Source organism: Chryseobacterium sp. CFS2 (assembly GCF_036543225.1).
Taxonomy (GTDB): Bacteria; Bacteroidota; Bacteroidia; order Flavobacteriales; family Weeksellaceae; genus Chryseobacterium; species Chryseobacterium culicis_A.
Map to the genome: position 1 here is coordinate 290,192 of NZ_JAZHQU010000006.1, position 16,695 is coordinate 306,886.

Consider the following 16,695-nt stretch of genomic DNA (forward strand, 5'->3'; position numbering starts at 1 on the left):
TATACTATGCCGACAACAAAAAAACTCCATCTGAAAATTCTGTTTTCGATTCTTTTGCTGTCGGCATTTTTTTCATGTGATTCCAAAAAGACTGAACAGTCGGCACCCCACAGAAATCCACACGAAATTACATTCATCAGTGTATCTGATATTGGGGGAAACCTTGGAAATTACAGAATTATCAAAGCCACAAAAGATTCTGTTTTTGCAGAAAAAGGGATAACGGCCCAACAAAGCCATCAGGCATGGGCATCTGCTATCAATCCCCAAGTCTGGAAAAAGCTTGTATCATCAGTCCATATTGTAGATCTTGATCATATAAAAAGTTCTCCCAGCCAACAGTCTGTAGACGGAATAGATGAAACATTCCAGATCCGGACTCCGAAAAAATCCCATATTTATGTAAATGCCTACGCAGATACTTTACATTACAAACAGCTACAGCAACTTAAAGAACAACTAGACAAGATTCTTCCCAAAGAATACAAATAAAACATGCAGGAAAATTTTTCATTAAAACCTTATAACACATTCGGTGTTGAAGCCAAAGCCCATTATTTTACTGAAGTCAGTACTATTGATGAATTAAAAGAGGCACTCATTTTCTCGAAGACGAATTCCCTTCAGCTTCTCTTTTTGGGAGGCGGGAGCAATATTCTTCTTACCAAAGATTTTGACGGTCTTGCTATCCAACTGAATTTAAAAGGAATTTCCGAAGAACACATCAGTGAAAATGAAGTATTAGTAACCGCAAAAGCAGGTGAAAACTGGCATGAATTTGTGATGTACTGCCTGCAAAAAAATTATGGAGGACTTGAAAACCTGTCTTTAATTCCGGGAAATGTGGGAACTTCTCCTATGCAGAATATTGGGGCTTACGGAACAGAGATCAAAGACGTTTTTGTAAGCTGTGAGGCATTGGATCTGGAAAATCTTGAACTGAGAACCTTCAGTCTTGAACAATGCAGATTCGGATACAGAGATTCTGTTTTCAAGCAGGAAGGAAAAGGCAGATATGTTATTCTTGGAGTCACTTTTAAGCTTACCCAAAAAGAACATCGTATCAAAACCGAATATGGAGCCATCCAATCCGAACTGGAAAATCTTGGCATTAAAAACCCTACGATTCAGGATGTTTCCAAAGCGGTAATCCATATCAGACAAAGCAAACTGCCGGATCCTAAGAAAATCGGAAATGCCGGAAGTTTTTTCAAGAACCCAACAATTCCTTTGGCTCAGTTTGAAGCATTAAAACAGCAGTTTGGAAATATTCAGGGCTATCCCAATGGAAACATGGTAAAAGTACCCGCAGGATGGTTAATTGAGCAATGCGGATGGAAAGGAAAGCAGATAGGAAATGCAGCTTCCCACCAACTTCAATCATTGGTGATCATCAACGCTACAGGAAAGGCTACCGGAAAGGAAATTTTTGATTTTTCTACAGAAATCATCAATTCTGTGAAAGAAAAGTTCGGAATAGAACTTGAACGGGAAGTGAATATTATTTAATCTAAAAAATATAAAGGCTGATTCATATGAATTCAGTCTTTTTTTATTTCTTATTATCTTTAAGTATTGGATAAACGCAAAGTCGCAAGGATCTTTTATTTTCTTTGTTATTATTTTAAGGCCAGGAATTTATCTTCGATAAAATTTAATACTGTTCGATCTTTGTGCTACAAAAGGATTAACATTATCTTATTTCATTCTCACCCTTGCTGAAAACCTCCGATTTTCTCGCGCCTTAAAACGGCATATTATCCAAAACCTTTACGCCTTTGCGCTTACCCAACAAAAATTAATTCAGAATCAATTCATATCCAGTCTCCGGAAAATCATTATTTTAGCTTAAAAATTACAATTCGTGATGAAAATAGCTATTCTTGGAGCCGGAAATATGGGACTTTCTTTTTCAAAATCTTTTTTGAAATACGAACTGATCAAACCTGAACATCTTCATCTTATTATCAGAAATCAGGAAAAAATCTCCAAAATAGCTGAAGAATTTCCCCATTCTAAAATTTCTACGTTTGAAGAAATTCAGGAACTCAATGCCGATTTAATCATTATTGCCGTAAAGCCTCAGGATTTTCATGCCGTTGCTCAAAATATTCAATTTACCTTCAAAGAAAACCAGATGGTTCTTTCCATCATGGCAGGGATTAATATTGAAAAAATTCAGAAATCGCTGAATCATCCATTAGTAGTAAGAGCAATGCCGAACTCTCCTACCCTTTTGGGAATGGGAATTACAGGCTATACTGCGGCCAACGGAATCTCTTTCAGTCAATTAATCAGTATAGAAAGATTATTGAACAGTACCGGAAGATCGGTTTATCTTGAGGATGAAGAACTTCTGGATGGTGTTACCGCTCTTTCAGGAAGTGGTCCTGCCTATTTTTATTATATCATCGATGCCATGATTAAAGCAGGGGTTGAAATGGGAATTGAAGAAAACCTTTCCAAACTTTTTGTAAAACAAACCATGCTGGGAGCGTATCACCTGATTAATAATTCTGACAAAAATCTTGAAGAACTGATTAAAGACGTTGCTTCTAAAGGCGGAACTACTGAAGCTGCTTTAAAAACGTTTGAAGAAAACAATTTCAAAGAAATTCTGAAACAGGGAATTCTGAATGCCGAAAAGCGCGCGAAGGAACTTAATAATTAAATCTTTTATCAATAGCGCTGCACAATATCCATCCCAGATACACTCCAAAAGTATTCAGGATAATATCATCTACTTCAAATATTCCCATTCTTGTAAAGTACTGAAGAGCTTCTACAATTAAGATACATGAGATAAAACTAAACATCAGTGGCTTTAATTTTTTCAGCTCGGGAATCATCCAGCCCAGAAATCCAAAAGGAATAAACATAATAATATTGCCCAAAACAATCGTCACAATATCTACCGTCTTGTGTGGACCCTGAATAAATTTTATCGTAGAAAAAACAGGTTCTACCGTGATAAGATTTTCCTCGTACTGAAATCTGCCCATTCCTAAAAACATCAGATAGAGCAAAAGCAGACTATAGGGAACAATAATGATTTTATATATTTTCTTTAACATTGAACTGCTAATATATTCATTTCAAAAACATTAAATTTGTGTATTAAAATAATTTAATGAAATACGTTCTACTTACACTTATTTCAGCAATGCTGCTGTCGGTTTCATGGCCAACTTATGGAGTTCCGTTTTTTATATTTTTTGCTCTTGTTCCTCTTCTGATGATGGAACATGGAATTTCAAAATTCTCAGATTACAAAAGGAAAAGCTGGGTCGTCTTCGGATTATCTTACTTATGCTTTGTGATCTGGAATGTAGTCACTACAGGATGGCTGTATGGCTCAAAAAACCCTGATGGAAGCCACTCTATGATGGCTGTATTATTCCCGGTACTGGTAAATTCCTTTTTATATTCTTTGGTATTCCAATGTTATCACTGGTACAAAAATGCTCAGGGAACCTATTGGGGATTAGGATTTTTAATTGCCATCTGGATGAGCTTTGAGAAGTTTCATTTGGGATGGGAACTGACATGGCCATGGCTGAATCTGGGGAATGTATTTTCAGACTACCCAAAGCTGATCCAATGGTATGACACATTAGGTGCTACAGGAGGAAGCTTCTGGATTCTTTTGGTTAATGTTTTAATATTCTATACGGTAAGAACCTGGGAAGCCGGAAGAAAAAGAAAAGATCTGATTAAAAACTCTGCTATCGTAGGGGCTTTAATTATCTTACCGATGATTATTTCAGTAATCAAATACAATAGTTTTGATGAAAAACCTGTCGGGCAGGTAAGCGTTCTGATGCTCCAGCCGGATCTTGATCCTTATGCTGAAAAATATTCGAAAGACAGTCTGACGATAGAACAGGATTTATTGGCTCTTGCTGAAAAAAACTCAACAGGTAAGATTGATTACTATATTGCTCCCGAAACAGCGCTTCCTGGCAGAGGATCTATTTCTGAAACAGCGTTTGAAAAGAGTTTACTTTTAAATAATATCAAAGGATTTTTATCCAATCATCCGGGATCTGTTTTTGCTACAGGAATTTCTTCCCACCGTTTTTTTTATAATCCGGCTGATTTACCTAAAGAAGCCTATCAGATCAACAGCGGTGTTTGGGTAAGCAGCTATAATACGGCGATTCAATTGGTTCCTAACCAAAAAGTTCAGGTTTATCACAAGGGAAAACTGGTGCCGGGTGTAGAAATATTCCCTTATATGAATGTTTTAAAACCATTGTTGGGAGATGCCATGCTGAACCTTGGCGGTACCGTAGCCTCTTTGGGGACAGATAAAGAAAGAGTTGCCTTTTCAAACCCTTACAATAAAGGGAAACTGGCACCAATTATCTGCTATGAAAGCATTTACGGGGAGTTTGTAACAGACTATGTAAAAAAAGGAGCTAATTTCTTAGGCATTATGACCAACGATTCCTGGTGGGGCGTTACAGAGGGACACAAACAACTTCTATCTTACGCGAAATTAAGAGCTATCGAAACCAGAAGAGAAATTGCCCGTGCGGCCAACAGTGGGATTTCAGCACATATCAATGCTAAAGGAGAGATCACCGCAGATACTTTCTATGGTGACCAAACAGCCTTATTCGCAAAGGTAAATCTTTATGATACCATGACATTCTATACCAGAGCCGGAGATATTCTTTCAAGATTTTCCCTATTTGCATTAGGATTTTTATTGTTCTATTACCTGATTGAATGGTTTAAAAAGAAAACAAAGAAAGCGTAGTTCCCAAAGGTTAATTGATTTTAATAGATAGAAAAGTGAAAGAAAAATTATTCAGATACAGATATTCTGTCATTTTCCTACTATATTGCATTACAGCATACTATCTAAGTAGGAATGCCGATCTTGTATTTGAATGGAAGATAATCATGGAAGATTTTTCCGTTTATCATGATTATTATTATCTGGGTAAACCTTCGGCTTATATGCCACCTTTATATCCTTATTATTTACTTTTAGTAGAAAGTATTGTCAAGACACCGAATTGGGTAATGATTTCATGTGTTCTGCAGGCTGTCATTTTATTTTTCTCTGTTTTATTACTTGTTGTGTCTTTTGAAGAAAATGCGATAAAAAAAAACAGCTACTTCTTTGCTTTTGGGTGTATTATTTTTTTTCCGCCTATTCTTTTAGGCGCTACAAAAATCAGTTCATTTGCTCTTACATTATCTGTATTCAGCATTTTCTTTGCACTGGTATTGAAATTATCACAGAAGGTCACTGTAAAAAATGTAATATTAATTTCAATATTTTCAATAGCCGGGCTATACCTCCGATTTGAATTTCTGTTTTTAATGATCATCTCAGCAATTATATTGATCGGATATAAAAAAATAAAATATTACAACCTTGCACTGGTGTTCACATTTATTTTCATTACATATCTTCCATGGTGTATAAGGAACTATGAAAAAACAGGAGTATTCCATTATTCAACTTCTCTCAATTATAATTTTGCAAAGGGCAATAATGAAAAATATGATATTTTCTCAAGTGAAAACCTGCCGTATGATCCAGCAAAAAAAATATTATTAACCGATGAATATCTCCGTCAGAATTTTACAGATGAAAAACAAATAGATCAATATCTGAAACAGCTTAATAAAAATTTTATTTCGGAGCATCCGGAACTGTTTATTAAAAACAGTTTAAAAAAAATAGGAATTAACTTTTTAAATTATTATCCGGGAAATTATAATTTTTCAGGTATTTACATAATGTACCTCTATTCTATTATTTTAATGGTTTTTAGTTTGCTTTTTATTTACACGATCATTCAAAAGTTAAAATTAAGATTTTCATTTGATGCTGTATATACCGGAATCATTTTTATTTTTTATTTATTGTTTTATTCAGTAGCGCCATTACCAAGATATTTCCTGTTATATTTTCCTTTATTTTTTCTTTTTGTATTTCAGAACTTCAATGATAAACTCCACTCATATTTACTGAAAATCAAAAAAACAAACAGATAGAAAAAAGAAAAGCCAGCTGGACGCCTGGCTTTTCTCATTGATAGAAGATAGAATTGATTCAATTACTTAATCGTAAGTTTTCTGGTGGTTATTTCGTTTTTTATCTTCAGTTTTAATAAATATACTCCTTTAGGTAAATGAGAAACATCAATAGACTGATCTCCGTTTACCTTAATATTCAGTTTTCTTCCGTCCATCGAATACATTTCGGCTTCTGAAACTTTTTCGCCTTTGATATACACTTTATCTGATACCGGATTAGGATAGATAACAAGTTGCTTTTCAGGTTTGATGTCCGCTGTTCCCAGCACACTTTGAGCAGAAGCATCAGAATACACTTTTGAAGCATCAATAGATTTTACACTCCAGTATACATTCTGAATGGACGGATCAAGATCCAGAAACCATGAGGGTGTGGTTACTACATACTTAGCAATATCATGAGCTCCCTGTGTAGATCCTACGGTAATTTCATAACGTAAGGCATTCACCGGAGTTTTATCATCCGATGCTCCACTCCAGGTAAAATTGAACCTGTTTCCATTTTTCGTCATATTCAGCTGAGTAGGTGCTGAAGGTTTTGCATTGGCCGCTGTAGCATTATTTTTAAATACTTTCGTTAGTGAAGGCAGATCAGAAGCAGCCCAGTCGAATCCACCCAGTAAGATATCCAGATGATGATCGTTATTAAAATCAAAAAGCTGAACCATCCCCGGACCTCCCAGTTCATGGATGCCCGTTACGATTCCTTCATTAAATGTATTATTGGATGCATTATAGATATACGTTTTCACAACGGCATTATAGTTTTCATTCCCGGAAATAATAAAGTCGTAATACCCATCATTATTAAGATCACCAACACTTAATGCCGCATCTGAAATATCCCCTACCGCAATGGTCTGAGCATTCAGTGTACCGGTACCATCATTCATTAAAACGGCAAAATACCCATCATCATTGGCATCCCTTCCAATCACCACAATATCCTGGAAACCATCTGCATTAAAGTCTGCAAAATCCATTTTCCCTACTGCTACGGGAGCAAGATCCTGGGTATGGGTCAGAACCCCTGCCTGATTCATGTATACTTTGGATACTGGATCCCCGTTGATATCCGATCCGATAATCACAAGATCCAGAAGATGGTCATTATTAAGGTCTACCACTTTAAAACTTCCGCTCTGAGTTCCATCTACCCAGTTTTCTGTCAGAACAAAATCAGTCCCTGTATTTTTATAATAATCCAGGCTATTTCCGAATCCTCCTCCATGGGCATATTGAGTTCCATTAATGGCATAATCAGGTTTCCCGTCATGGTTAAAATCAAAAACTTCCAGAGAACCATATATTTTACCGGGTAACTCTGCTTCTTTTACAAATCCTGTCCCGGTATTTTTGAATCGGTATTGTTTATAATTAACAACATCCCAATAGCTGAGTCCTGTAGAAACAATATCCATCAGCCCGTCATTATTATAATCAATGAACTTAATATCTCCCAGATGAGTCACATCTGCTCCTAATCCTGCAAACGGCAATAAAGTCGTCCCGTTATTCTGATATACTTCATTGTAGGTACTGTCTACATTTCCATCACCGTCAGAATCTATCGCACCATTGAGTACAATATCCAGCGTACCATTGTTGTCTATATCAGCAATATCAGCTGCTGAATAATAAAAATTATTCATGTTGGTCTGCACCTCAGTAAAGTTCTGGGCCATCAGACTGACAGGCAACATAGACCATAAAATATAAATCCTCCTCATAGTTATTTTTATTTAGATTAATTAAAAACAAAGATAGAATATTAAATTCTTTGCTTAAAAAAAAGCCTGTATGAAATATATCAGCACTGATTAACTGCTGTATCCCAAGGATTCTACTATTTTAAAAATTCATGATTATTAATCAGTCACTTATTTGCAAATATTTTCTAAAAGATTTGTCTATCTAAAAAATTCTTCGTTATTTTGCACTCTCAAATATTATACAAATAAGAACATCGAGATATGTCAAGAATTTGCCAAATAACAGGAAAGCGTGCAATGGTTGGTAACAACGTTTCTCACGCTAATAACAAAACGAAGCGTCGTTTTGAAATTAACTTATTAGAGAAGAAGTTTTACCTTCCGGAGCAAGATAAGCACGTTACACTGAAAGTATCAGCTCATGGATTGAGAGTGATTAACAAGATTGGAATCGAGGAAGCTATTGAAAGAGCTACTAGAAACGGATTGATTAAAAAGAATTAATAAATCATGGCAAAAAAAGGAAATAGAGTTCAAGTAATCCTTGAATGTACAGAGCACAAAGAAAGTGGTATGCCAGGAATGTCTAGATACATTTCTACAAAAAATAAAAAGAACACTACAGAGAGATTGGAATTGAAAAAATACAATCCTGTTCTTAAGAGATCTACCCTTCACAAAGAAATTAAGTAATTTATAAATAATAACTTACCATGGCAAAGAAAGTAGTAGCAACCCTACAAACTGGGTCTAAAAAAATGACTAAAGTGGTGAAAATGGTTAAGTCTTCTAAATCAGGAGCTTACGTTTTCGAAGAAAAAGTAATGAATGCTGACGAAGTAGACGGTTATTTAAAGAAATAATCTGTACTTTGTTTACAATATAAAAAAACTACTCATATTTTGTGAGTAGTTTTTTTGTTATTTTTATGCTTAAAAAACATACAAATGAAATCGTTGTTTACACTGCTTTTGGGCACCATTATTTTCTGTCCCATTTCGGCTCAAGGTATTAAAACAAATACAAATAAAGGGGTCGTCTTAACGGTCCTTGGAAATGTACAGGATGCAGGTTCACCACAGGCAGGCTGTAAGAAAAGCTGTTGTGCTGATCTTTGGAAACATCCCAGACAAGATCGGAAAATTATATCAATGGGAGTCATTGATTACGATCTGCAAAAAAATTATATTTTCGATAGCAGTCCTGATTTCACTTCACAACTTCAATTATTACAGGAAAAATCCGGCACATTGGAAAAAACAGCTCCGAATGGAATTTTTATCACGCATGCCCACATCGGCCATTATACAGGTTTGATGTTTTTGGGAAGAGAAGGTATGAATTCTAAAAATGTTCCGGTGTATGCTATGCCGATACTTAAGAAGTATTTTGAGAATAACGGACCCTGGTCACAATTGGTTCATTTAAAAAACATTGAGATCCGGGAAATGAAAAATGAAGTGCCACTACAAATAAATCCTCATCTTCAGGTCACTCCTATTTTAGTGCCTCATCGGGATGAATACTCCGAAACAGTAGGATACTTAATTCAGGGGCCTCATAAGAAGGCTTTATTTATACCCGATATTGATAAGTGGAATACATGGAAGCACAGCATTACAGATTTCATCAAAAAGGTTGATTATGCATTTTTAGATGCCACGTTTTATGACGCTGAAGAAGTAGGCTTCAGAGATATCTCAGAAATTCCCCATCCATTTGTAACGGAAAGTATGGAGCTTTTTAAAAACCTCCCGGTTCAGGAAAAAAAGAAAATCTACTTTATTCACTTCAATCACACCAACAAACTTTTAATTCCGGATAGCCAACAGAGCAAAACGGTTCTGGCCAATGGATTTAATATTGCAAGACTTGGAGATACGGTAGAACTATAATTTTAAATAAGAAAAAGATACACAATACAAAGGCTTAACGTGGTGAGATAGTCTATATTTTATAGATAATGTAAAAAAAACACTCATTTTTTGGGTAGTTTTTTTGCTATCTTTGCTCACCAGATTATTAATCAGCAAAATATGAAAAAGATTCTTGTTCTGTTATGTACAGCAACTTTTCTATTTTCATTCAGTCAGAAAACTATGAACCCTGTAGAATATAAAAGTTCGCCGAAAGTTTTCAACATAAAAGGATTATCTCAGTCAGTAAGTATTGACTGTGGCAGTTCTAAAATGGTTTTATTATCCGGACAGGTGCCTCTGGATCTGGAGGGTAACCTTGTGGGGAATACTATTGAAGATCAGGCACAGCAGGTTTTCAAAAATATTGAAAACGTCCTGAAAGAATATGGAGGCACAGGAAAAGATATTATCAAACTGGTAATCTACACCACAGATATCAAAAAAACAGCTGATTTCAGAAAAGTGAGGGATTTGTATGTCAATCTTCAAAATCCTCCTGCAAGCAGCCTTGTGGAAGTGAGCAGGCTTTTCAGAGATGATGTGCTTATAGAAGTAGAAGCCACAGCAGTGATTAAAAATAAATAAGAATAAACTAAAACTATGAGTTGGTTTAAAAATATTTTCAAAAAAGAAGAAAAAGAAACTTTAGACAAGGGATTGGAAAAATCCAGTCAGGGATTCTTTGAAAAAATGACGAAAGCCGTAGTCGGCAAAAGTAAAGTAGATGATGAGGTACTTGATGATCTTGAAGAAGTACTGATTGCTTCCGATGTAGGCGCCTCTACTACCATCAAAATCATAGGAAGAATTGAAGAACGTGTTGCCCGAGATAAATATGTAAGTGTTAACGAGCTTGACAAAATTCTTCGTGATGAGATTTCAGGACTATTGCTTGAAAATCCTCATGCCGGTACAGGAAATATCGATACTTCCAAAAAACCTTATGTCATTATGGTTGTAGGAGTGAATGGAGTGGGCAAAACAACGACTATAGGAAAACTGGCTCATCAGTTCAAATCAGAAGGTAAAAAAGTGGTTCTTGGTGCTGCTGATACCTTCAGAGCGGCTGCTGTAGACCAGCTTGTCATCTGGAGCGAAAGAGTGGGTGTTCCTATTGTAAAACAGGAAATGGGCTCTGATCCTGCTTCCGTAGCATTTGATACTGTACAAAGTGCAGTTGCACAGAATGCGGATGTAGTAATCATTGATACAGCAGGAAGACTTCACAATAAAATCAACCTGATGAACGAACTTTCCAAGATCAAAAGGGTAATGCAGAAAGTAATTCCTGATGCACCTCATGAGATCCTGCTGGTACTTGACGGTTCTACAGGGCAGAATGCTTTCGAACAGGCAAAACAGTTTACCGCTGCTACAGAAGTAAATGCATTAGCAGTAACCAAACTGGACGGAACAGCAAAAGGAGGTGTTGTAATCGGTATCTCCGATCAATTCCAAATTCCGGTTAAATATATTGGTGTAGGCGAAAAAATGCAGGATTTACAGCTTTTTAATGGTACGGAATTTGTAGACTCATTCTTCAAGAAAAGATGATTTATATCATGTTTTCCCTTATATTAGTAAACAAATCATTTTTAAATATTAACAATAAAAAAATTTGCAACTATGGGAATATTAACATGGATCTTATTTGGTCTTATTGCAGGTGCTATCGCTAAAATGATCATGCCGGGAACTCAGGGAGGAGGATGGCTTATCACTATTATCCTGGGAATTCTGGGAGCGTTTATAGGAGGAGCTATAGGAGTTTACATTCTACACTGGGGAGATGTCACTTCATTCTGGAATCCTAGAAGCTGGATTCTCTCAATTGGAGGCGCTTTAATTATCCTCTGGATTTACGGAATGGCAACAAAGAAAAGCTGATATTAACGCTGATAAAAAATAAAATCCCGGATCTGAAATTTCAGGTCCGGGATTTTTGTATACAATATAAAATTTAGTTTAGTTGTTGATTCTAATCTGATAAGGCATTTCCATTTTCACCTCAGACTGTAGCTTTTTATCTGTAATCTGCTGCAATATTTCATAGTTGGACTTCCCTATTTTATTTTTAATGATTCTTGCAGAAACATCTTCCTCGTTCAGATCTTTGAAGATTTGCTCAAACGGTGACATTCTCTTAGGAAAAGCCTCTACATGGTAAGATTTTAATCCTGCTTTCTGTGCAGCAAACTTCACAGCATCTGTCAAAGTACCCAATTCGTCTACTAATCCTATTTCTTTAGCACGAACACCACTCCATACTCTACCGCCACCTACATTATCAATCTGTTCAAAAGTTTTCTTTCTGTTCTGAGTCACAAAATGGACAAATCTCTTATAGGTACCTTCTACGCTTCTTGTCATCATATTGACTCCGTAAGGGGTTACTCCGTTTAATCCTGAATAATACATAGAGTTGGCATTGGTAGAAACAATATCTGCACGGATTCCGTTTTTCGCCGCAATATCTTTATAATAAGGCATCACCCCGAACACTCCGATAGAACCGGTAAGTGTATTAGGCTCTGAATAAATTTTATCCGCTGCCATGGCTACATAATATCCTCCTGATGCTGCATAGTCACCAAAAGAAACGATCAGTGGCTTTTTCTTTTTCAGCTGCTGCAATTCAAATAAGATTTCATCTGAAGCATTAGCACTTCCTCCCGGAGAGTTGATTCTGAAAACAACCGCTTTCACTTTATCATCTTCCTGAAGTTTTTTGATATACTTTACATATTTTTCAGAATGAATATCATTGTATTCATCACCATTATTGATAGATCCGGAGGCATAAAGCACAGCTATTTTTTCACCTGATTGATCATCATCTGCATAAGAACTGATATAGCTTGTCAAAGAAACTTTATTAAGCTTTTCTTTATCTTTTACATTTAACTTCGTTTTAAGAAGATCTTCATATTCTGATTTCTGGATAAGTTTATCCGCAAGTTTATATTTTACGCCTTGTTCAGGAATCATTCCGTATAAACTATCTGTAATCGTTCTGAACTGAGCAGTATCAATCTTTCTTGAAGCAGCCATTTTATTGGAAGTGTTTTTCCAAAGATCATTCAAAAGAGTGCTTAGCTGTTCTTTATTTTCAGGAGAAATATAATTTCTTAAAAAAGGTTCTACTGCAGACTTAAATTTACCGTGACGGATCACTTCAATTCCGATTCCATATTTGTCAGCAAAATCTTTGAAGAAAGTAACCTCCGTAGAAAGACCTTTTAATTCTATCATTCCTGCCGGGTGCAGATAATATTTATCAGCAACAGATCCTAAATAATAGGCCGACTGTGATACTCCGTTTCCATAAGCATATACAAACTTTCCGCTTTTCTTGAAATCTTCAATAGCATTTCTCAAATCATCAATTTGAGTAAGACCCGCAGATAAATAATCAGTTTCTATACTGATTCCTTTAATATTATCATCAGTTTTTGCTTTATTAATAGCCTCCAATGCATCATATATAAGGATACTTTTATTTTGGGCACCTAATCCGAACAATCCCATCTCTTCTTCAGTGGGACTATCGATTATATTTGTTTTTAAATTAATCGTAAGAACCGAATTCTTTTTCACCGCCACCGACTTATCATTTCCCATCGAACTGAACACAATCATCATAATGAAAAAGATGAAAAATAGAGAGCAAAGTATGATAATTGCTACTATATTTGCCAAAACATTTTTGAAGAAACTTCTCATAAATCAATCAATTTTACAATATGTCGCAGCATAAGGTCGTTTTGTTACTAGGAAGTAACTTAGGAGAGCAAAAAAAAAATGTAGAGCTTGCATTAAAGAAGATAAATGATGCCGGAAATAACATTTCACAAATCAGCGAATATTTAATGTCTGACCCCGTAGAGTTTGCCAGTTCCAATATTTTTTGTAATATTGCAGCAATAATATTCACACATCTTTCACCAATCCAACTGCTTGATTGTATTAAGAATATAGAAGTTGAGATGGGAAGAATTAATGATTCAAAAGTCTCCGGAGGATATACTGACAGGATAATAGACATTGATATCATTAAGTATAATGAGTTAAATTTTAAATCAGAAAGGTTAGAAATCCCTCATAAAAAACATCTTTTTGAAAGGGATTTTTCCAGAATATTATTGAAAGATTTTATTTAAAACATAAAACATATTGTATGAAATTAGGTTTATTATTATTGGCTACATCATTGCCAATTGCAGCTTTCGCACAGAACAGCGGCACTACAGTAAACTCTTCCACAGAGTATCCTAATACATTCTCCTCAGGTTCCGCTAATGTACAACCCTTTGACAATAAAGCCAGACGTTTCAGAGACTGGTCTATTTCTGTCGGAGGAGGTCCTGCATTCATGGTACACTCTGATTTAAAATCTATCCGCAAGGATAAGACCAATTGGGGGTATAATGCTTATGTAAGCGTAGACAAACAAATCACCCATGCATTCGCATTAAGCGTTATGTATATGAGAGGAGAAACGAAACAGACAGCCCAACTTCCCGGTGCTGCAGGTGTAAAATCAGGAGTAGCTACTGCAACAACACAATTTGACAACATCTCTTTATTAGGAGATATCAACTTCTCAAATTTATTCAGAAGAGTAGACAATCATTCTCCATACAGATGGGCTTTCCACGGATATATGGGTATTGGAGTTCAGGGATTCAGAACATCATTACATGACAATGACGAATTCAGATGGAGTACTACCCCAAGAAGAACCCCTTTATTCATTAAGCAAGACATTGATATCAACTCTATCTTCTATCAGGGAGGTCTGGGAATAAAATACAATGTTTCAAAACTTATTGATGTTGAAGCAAGAACCATGTACATTATCAGTGGTGATGATGAATTCGATGGTGGCGGATGGGCTGATCCTAATGATTATGATCCTTCCACTCCAGGTTCAAAATATAATATGCTAAATTCCAGAAGATCTGATAATGCCTGGACGGTAAGTTTAGGATTATCTTTCAAATTAGGAAAGCAAGAATCTCACCTGGCATGGCATGATCCGCTTCAGGAAGCTTATTATAGAACCAGCGTTCTTGAAAATGCAAGTACCGATCTTGTTGTTTGCGAAAAAGGAGATGCAGACAATGATGGAGTATGTGATGACTGGGACAGACAACTTGATACTCCTGCAGGAGCAAGAGTAGATGGTGCCGGAGTTGCTTTAGATATGGATCTGGATGGAGTTATTGACCTTTACGATAAATGCGTAACGGTACCAGGACCTGTTGAAAATAACGGATGCCCAATTAAATAATTTTAAAAAACTTAAACTTCTTTTTCTAAAAGAAATCAAATAATAATACACGATGAAATTAAGTTTAGCAATTGTTGCATTAGCTTTGGCAATTCCTTCTGCCACATATGCACAAGACTCAACTGCAGATACTAGTGGAAAATATCCAAATACATTTTCTTCAGGATCTGCCAATGTTACCCCATTTACCAGCCAATCCAAGAGATTTAATGATTGGTCTATCTCAGTAGGAGCAGGGGTTCCGCTTCTTCAGTCAGCAGATTTGACCTCTATCAAAAATGGTAATGGTAAAAACCTTTTTGGATATTCAGCTTATGTAAGTATTGATAAAGCGATTACCCATGCTTTTGGGATCAATTTACAGTATGACAGAGGTGAAACCAGACAAGGATGGTTCAATACTAAAAATGCAGCACCAGATGCATCAGCAGTAGGAGCAAGAACTCAGTATGATGCAATCTCTATTTTAGGAGACATTAATTTTTCTAACCTATTAAGAAGAGTTGATAACCACTCTACTTACAGATGGGCACTTCATGGATATGCAGGTATCGGTACTATTGCCTACAGAGCATACCAGAAAGACGGAAATAATAAACAGAGATTGATGACTGAAATTAAGCCTTTCGAATTAGGTTCTATGTTCTTCCAGGCTGGTACAGGTCTGAAGTTCAAAGTGAACAGAAGAATCGATATTGAAGGGAGATTAATGTATGTTGTAACAGGTGATGATGAATTTGATGGTGGTGGTGATGCGTACAGCGCTATCAACAAACGTTCTGAGCAGGTTTCTGACAACTTCTTCAATGCTACTTTAGGTCTTTCCTTCAAATTAGGTAAGCATGAATCCCATGTAATGTGGCATGACCCACTTCAGGAAATCTATTATAAACTTGATGTACTGGCTAATAAAAACCAGGATATCGAAGTTTGTAAAAAAGGAGATGCTGATAATGATGGGGTATGTGACGATTGGGACAGACAGCTTGATACTCCTGCAGGGGCAAGAGTGGATGGTGCCGGAGTTGCCCTTGATACTGACCTAGACGGGGTTATTGACCTTTACGATAAGTGTGTAACGGTTCCTGGACCTGTTGAAAACAACGGATGTCCTATCGTTAAAGACAATAAACAAACTGCTGTAGAAGTAGAGAAAACCCTTAAGGATATTTATTTCAACTTTAATAAAGCAACGATCAGACCTGAATCTAACGAAAAATTAGATCTGGCTGCTTCCATTATTAAAGAAAACGGAGGTAACTATCTGTTAACAGGACATACAGATATCAAAGGAAGTGCAGCGTACAACCTAAGACTCTCTAAAGAAAGAGCAGCTGCTGTAGTAGGAGCTCTGGAAAACAGAGGCATTAATGAAAATGTCTTGAAATCAAGAGGAGTAGGCTCTGCTGAAGCAACAATTCCTGCATCAGCTTCAGATGCTGAAAGAATGGCAGACAGAAAAGTTACTGTAAGATTTATAGAAAGTTCAGAATGGGATTCTATTAAAAAGAAAGACTATGAAGATGCTCCTGTAAAAAAAGCAGTAAAAAAAGTTCCTGCTAAGAAAAAGAAGAAATAAATTTTCAAATACTTTATAAACCGAAAAGAATTACTCTTTTCGGTTTATTTTTTTTCTACTACGAATTTTTTTACATACCTTTAACATTATTTTCAGGACAACTCTATGAAACATATTAGAAATCAACGAGTT

18 protein-coding genes are annotated in these 16,695 nt (G+C 36.0%); 15 read left to right on the top strand and 3 right to left on the bottom strand.

The features are described 5' to 3' along the window. Nucleotides 1-6 precede the first annotated feature (6 nt). From ODR02_RS16095 to proC, 3 genes are all read left to right on the top strand, one after another. On the top strand, nt 7-492 hold the full coding sequence (locus ODR02_RS16095) for a hypothetical protein (RefSeq protein ID WP_309512775.1): 486 nt from the start codon (nt 7-9) through the stop codon (nt 490-492). 3 nt (nt 493-495) lie between these two features. Continuing rightward, on the top strand, nt 496-1,509 hold the full coding sequence (gene murB, locus ODR02_RS16100; protein ID WP_309512776.1) for a UDP-N-acetylmuramate dehydrogenase: 1,014 nt from the start codon (nt 496-498) through the stop codon (nt 1,507-1,509). Between the two features lie 358 nt (nt 1,510-1,867). After that, entirely contained in the window at nt 1,868-2,671 is an 804-nt protein-coding gene (gene proC, locus ODR02_RS16105; RefSeq protein ID WP_309512777.1) for a pyrroline-5-carboxylate reductase, read from the top strand. Here the strand turns inward: proC and ODR02_RS16110 are convergent. Next, on the bottom strand, nt 2,661-3,074 hold the full coding sequence (locus tag ODR02_RS16110) for a VanZ family protein (RefSeq protein ID WP_309512778.1): 414 nt from the start codon (nt 3,072-3,074) through the stop codon (nt 2,661-2,663). The two genes, proC and ODR02_RS16110, sit on opposite strands and share 11 nt — an antisense overlap. Before the next feature lie 56 nt (nt 3,075-3,130). Between ODR02_RS16110 and lnt the strand changes: the two genes are divergently transcribed. Together lnt and ODR02_RS16120 are read left to right on the top strand one after the other, a co-directional pair. After that, complete coding sequence (lnt, locus tag ODR02_RS16115) at nt 3,131-4,765, top strand: apolipoprotein N-acyltransferase (RefSeq protein WP_309512779.1); 1,635 nt, start codon at nt 3,131-3,133, stop codon at nt 4,763-4,765. Nucleotides 4,766-4,911: 146 nt separating this feature from the next. After that, nucleotides 4,912-6,018 (top strand): hypothetical protein, encoded by a 1,107-nt coding sequence (locus ODR02_RS16120; RefSeq protein ID WP_209787400.1) that lies wholly within the window; start codon nt 4,912-4,914, stop codon nt 6,016-6,018. 62 nt (nt 6,019-6,080) lie between these two features. Here ODR02_RS16120 and ODR02_RS16125 read toward each other — a convergent pair whose 3' ends face one another. Continuing rightward, nucleotides 6,081-7,790, bottom strand: coding sequence for a T9SS type A sorting domain-containing protein (locus ODR02_RS16125; RefSeq protein ID WP_309512780.1), 1,710 nt, complete (start codon nt 7,788-7,790; stop codon nt 6,081-6,083). A 243-nt stretch (nt 7,791-8,033) separates the two neighbouring features. On the opposite strand from ODR02_RS16125, the gene rpmB reads away from it, so the two are divergent. The 7 genes from rpmB (at nt 8,034) to ODR02_RS16160 (ending at nt 11,578) form a co-directional block, all read left to right on the top strand. Continuing rightward, nucleotides 8,034-8,276 (top strand): 50S ribosomal protein L28, encoded by a 243-nt coding sequence (gene rpmB / locus ODR02_RS16130; protein ID WP_002976757.1) that lies wholly within the window; start codon nt 8,034-8,036, stop codon nt 8,274-8,276. Between the two features lie 6 nt (nt 8,277-8,282). Next, the gene (gene rpmG, locus ODR02_RS16135) at nt 8,283-8,465 is read left to right on the top strand and encodes a 50S ribosomal protein L33 (RefSeq protein ID WP_027373683.1); all 183 of its coding nucleotides are present in this window, start codon (nt 8,283-8,285) and stop codon (nt 8,463-8,465) included. 20 nt (nt 8,466-8,485) lie between these two features. Continuing rightward, entirely contained in the window at nt 8,486-8,635 is a 150-nt protein-coding gene (locus ODR02_RS16140) for a DUF4295 family protein (protein WP_065722020.1), read from the top strand. 84 nt (nt 8,636-8,719) lie between these two features. Continuing rightward, nucleotides 8,720-9,667, top strand: a complete 948-nt coding sequence (locus tag ODR02_RS16145) for an MBL fold metallo-hydrolase (RefSeq protein WP_309512781.1) — start codon at nt 8,720-8,722, stop codon at nt 9,665-9,667. 141 nt (nt 9,668-9,808) lie between these two features. Continuing rightward, nucleotides 9,809-10,276, top strand: coding sequence for a RidA family protein (locus ODR02_RS16150; RefSeq protein WP_309512782.1), 468 nt, complete (start codon nt 9,809-9,811; stop codon nt 10,274-10,276). A gap of 15 nt (nt 10,277-10,291) precedes the next feature. Further along, on the top strand, nt 10,292-11,245 hold the full coding sequence (gene ftsY, locus ODR02_RS16155; protein ID WP_047425904.1) for a signal recognition particle-docking protein FtsY: 954 nt from the start codon (nt 10,292-10,294) through the stop codon (nt 11,243-11,245). Nucleotides 11,246-11,317: 72 nt separating this feature from the next. After that, entirely contained in the window at nt 11,318-11,578 is a 261-nt protein-coding gene (locus tag ODR02_RS16160; protein WP_050019846.1) for a GlsB/YeaQ/YmgE family stress response membrane protein, read from the top strand. A 78-nt stretch (nt 11,579-11,656) separates the two neighbouring features. On the opposite strand, the gene sppA is transcribed toward ODR02_RS16160, so the two are convergent. Further along, nucleotides 11,657-13,414, bottom strand: a complete 1,758-nt coding sequence (gene sppA, locus ODR02_RS16165; RefSeq protein WP_309512783.1) for a signal peptide peptidase SppA — start codon at nt 13,412-13,414, stop codon at nt 11,657-11,659. A 20-nt stretch (nt 13,415-13,434) separates the two neighbouring features. Between sppA and folK the strand changes: the two genes are divergently transcribed. From folK to ODR02_RS16180, 3 genes are read left to right on the top strand one after another with little or no spacing between them, the layout of a single operon-like run. Further along, nucleotides 13,435-13,851 (top strand): 2-amino-4-hydroxy-6-hydroxymethyldihydropteridine diphosphokinase, encoded by a 417-nt coding sequence (gene folK, locus ODR02_RS16170; RefSeq protein ID WP_105681395.1) that lies wholly within the window; start codon nt 13,435-13,437, stop codon nt 13,849-13,851. Nucleotides 13,852-13,868: 17 nt separating this feature from the next. Continuing rightward, nucleotides 13,869-14,984: a flagellar motor protein MotB gene (locus ODR02_RS16175; RefSeq protein WP_105681396.1), complete on the top strand. Its 1,116-nt coding sequence runs from the start codon at nt 13,869-13,871 to the stop codon at nt 14,982-14,984. A 52-nt stretch (nt 14,985-15,036) separates the two neighbouring features. Beyond that, on the top strand, nt 15,037-16,563 hold the full coding sequence (locus ODR02_RS16180) for an OmpA family protein (protein WP_209787389.1): 1,527 nt from the start codon (nt 15,037-15,039) through the stop codon (nt 16,561-16,563). The last annotated feature ends 132 nt before the right edge of the window (nt 16,564-16,695 follow it).

Bases quoted from the DNA above. Each gene is read 5' to 3' on its own strand.
- ODR02_RS16095 (WP_309512775.1), top strand. From the start codon at position 7: ATGCCGACAACAAAAAAACTCCATCTGAAAATTCTGTTTTCGATTCTT.
- ODR02_RS16110 (WP_309512778.1), bottom strand. From the start codon at position 3,074: ATGTTAAAGAAAATATATAAAATCATTATTGTTCCCTATAGTCTGCTT.
- folK (WP_105681395.1), top strand. From the start codon at position 13,435: ATGTCGCAGCATAAGGTCGTTTTGTTACTAGGAAGTAACTTAGGAGAG.
- ODR02_RS16120 (WP_209787400.1), top strand. From the start codon at position 4,912: ATGGAAGATTTTTCCGTTTATCATGATTATTATTATCTGGGTAAACCT.
- ODR02_RS16140 (WP_065722020.1), top strand. From the start codon at position 8,486: ATGGCAAAGAAAGTAGTAGCAACCCTACAAACTGGGTCTAAAAAAATG.
- ODR02_RS16175 (WP_105681396.1), top strand. From the start codon at position 13,869: ATGAAATTAGGTTTATTATTATTGGCTACATCATTGCCAATTGCAGCT.
- rpmB (WP_002976757.1), top strand. From the start codon at position 8,034: ATGTCAAGAATTTGCCAAATAACAGGAAAGCGTGCAATGGTTGGTAAC.
- ODR02_RS16145 (WP_309512781.1), top strand. From the start codon at position 8,720: ATGAAATCGTTGTTTACACTGCTTTTGGGCACCATTATTTTCTGTCCC.
- ODR02_RS16125 (WP_309512780.1), bottom strand. From the start codon at position 7,790: ATGAGGAGGATTTATATTTTATGGTCTATGTTGCCTGTCAGTCTGATG.
- ODR02_RS16160 (WP_050019846.1), top strand. From the start codon at position 11,318: ATGGGAATATTAACATGGATCTTATTTGGTCTTATTGCAGGTGCTATC.
- ODR02_RS16180 (WP_209787389.1), top strand. From the start codon at position 15,037: ATGAAATTAAGTTTAGCAATTGTTGCATTAGCTTTGGCAATTCCTTCT.
- lnt (WP_309512779.1), top strand. From the start codon at position 3,131: ATGAAATACGTTCTACTTACACTTATTTCAGCAATGCTGCTGTCGGTT.
- ftsY (WP_047425904.1), top strand. From the start codon at position 10,292: ATGAGTTGGTTTAAAAATATTTTCAAAAAAGAAGAAAAAGAAACTTTA.
- proC (WP_309512777.1), top strand. From the start codon at position 1,868: ATGAAAATAGCTATTCTTGGAGCCGGAAATATGGGACTTTCTTTTTCA.
- ODR02_RS16150 (WP_309512782.1), top strand. From the start codon at position 9,809: ATGAAAAAGATTCTTGTTCTGTTATGTACAGCAACTTTTCTATTTTCA.
- sppA (WP_309512783.1), bottom strand. From the start codon at position 13,414: ATGAGAAGTTTCTTCAAAAATGTTTTGGCAAATATAGTAGCAATTATC.
- rpmG (WP_027373683.1), top strand. From the start codon at position 8,283: ATGGCAAAAAAAGGAAATAGAGTTCAAGTAATCCTTGAATGTACAGAG.
- murB (WP_309512776.1), top strand. From the start codon at position 496: ATGCAGGAAAATTTTTCATTAAAACCTTATAACACATTCGGTGTTGAA.